The sequence below is a fragment of the Burkholderia sp. Ac-20392 genome (genome assembly GCF_017104585.1).
In the GTDB taxonomy this organism is placed as follows: domain Bacteria; phylum Pseudomonadota; class Gammaproteobacteria; order Burkholderiales; family Burkholderiaceae; genus Burkholderia; species Burkholderia lata.
The window spans coordinates 1-1,832 of sequence record NZ_JAAGPB010000944.1; the positions used below are offsets into that span (position 1 = coordinate 1).

The window sequence follows — 1,832 nt, forward strand, 5'->3', positions numbered from 1 at the left end:
GGCGCGCGGCGACAAGCGCCGCTCGATCGGCCGCAACGCCCACCAGCGCTCGGTACGCGGCCGGCCGCCACGGCGCGGCAGCAGATCCTCGAGCCGCTTCGGCTGAAAATTCTGGAAGCCCTGCTTCTCGAGCTCCAGCTCGCCGATCACGACGTTCCAGCCGCCCCACGCGTAATCGGTATGAAGCCGTTCCAACGCTTCTTCGCGCGTGCCGACCCAGTCGCCGTTCGGCATGAACGCGTGGTCGCGCACCGCGAAGTACGCCCAGCGCCCGTCGGGCAGCGCGAACGCGCCGAGCCAGTTCGGCGCGGGCTGCCGGCGTCCGTTGTAGAACGCGCCTTCGAGCGCGATCGCGCGCGACACCATCGCGCCGAGCGACAGATGCCCGGGCGCGAAGCCGTCGCGCGTGTTCGCATAGCCCGCCGCCGCGCCGCCGCGATCGATCCGCAGCACCATCAGGTCGAACTTCAGCTTCTTCGCGAGCTCGACTGCTTCGGCGCGCAGTTCGTTGCGCCTCGACAGCGACTGCCAGAACAAGCCGCCGACGAAGCGCTGACGGCCGATTTGAATCACCTGCGCGCTCATTGCCGGCTCCGTCAGGCGCCGCCGCGCTGCGTGACAGGCGTGATCAGGATCACGATGACCTCGCGCGAGCGTTGCGCCTCGTAGCCGCCGCCGAGCGCGATCATCTTCGGCGTGCCGATGCCGCGCTCGTCGAGCGAATCGTTCGTGCCTTCGTAGCCGCTGATGACGAGCGTCTCGCCCGACTTCATCGCGACCCGCTGCAGGAAATTGCGCATGTCGACGTCGGGCGTCTGGATCCGCGTCGCGCCGCTGCCCGCGCTGCTCGACACTTCCTTCAGCTGGAGCAGCGACGAAATGTTCGTCGAGAACTGCAGCATCACGGTGCCGTCGTCGAGCACGTGCGGCAGCAGCGTCATGTTGAAGCCCGTGGTTACGGTGCCCGGCGTGAGCGCGGTCGACGAGCCGACGTTCGCGGTGTTCGTCGTCGACACCGACGCGAGATAGCCCGTCTGCGTCGCGACCTGCACCGGCACCGGCTGGTTGTTGAGCGTCGTGACCGCCGCCGACGTCTTGCGCCGCACCGTCCCCTGCTGCGACAACGCGCGAATCAGCAGCTTGGTGCCGTTGAAGCGGCTCGTCGGGCTGAGCACCGTCGCGGACAGGTCGCCGGGCGTCACCGCAGCCGGCGTGAACGGGTTGGAGATCCCGAATTGCGCCGACACCGTCTTGTAGACGAGGCTCCAGTCGATCCCGTATGCGTCGCCCGCCTTCAGCGACACGCTGAGCACCGTCACGTTGAGCATCACCTGCCGCGACAGCGAGCGGTTCTGCTGCGTCATGAACGCGGCGATGCGCTCGATCACGTCGGGCGTGTCGGTCACCGAGATCGAGCCGGTCGCGGGCGAGGCGACCGAGCTACCGTAGCGCGACAGCATCGACAGGATCGCGTTCTGCAACCCGTTGAACACGGACAGCTGCGAATTCACCGCGGTGTTCGCCGTATTGTTCGCGGTGAGGCCCGTCGTGCCGGAACCCGAGCCGTTCGCGCCGCCGCCCGAGCCGCCGGACTGCGAGCCGCCCGACGTGCCATCGCTCGTCGCGCCGCTCACCACCGACGCGTTCAGCGACGAGTCGCCGGGAATCGCGTTGACCTGGAACGTGCGGGTATCGGTGAAGAAGAAGCGGATCGTCCCCTGCTCGTATTTCCAGAAGACGCCGAAGCGCGCGCAGGCCGCATCGAGCAGGCCGCGCAGCGTGCCGCCCGTGTACAGGATGCGAGCCGGCGCGAACGACGTGCCGCCGCCGCC

General features: G+C 68.5%; 2 protein-coding genes. Both read right to left on the reverse strand.

The window, feature by feature from the left end:
* The coding region (gene pilO2, locus G3N99_RS39955; protein WP_206125160.1) for a type 4b pilus protein PilO2 at positions 1–585 on the reverse strand (585 nt) is incomplete at its 3' end.
* Positions 586–596: 11 nt separating this feature from the next.
* Positions 597–1,832 (reverse strand): PilN family type IVB pilus formation outer membrane protein (locus tag G3N99_RS39960; RefSeq protein ID WP_206125161.1); only part of this gene is annotated, 1,236 nt, incomplete at its 5' end.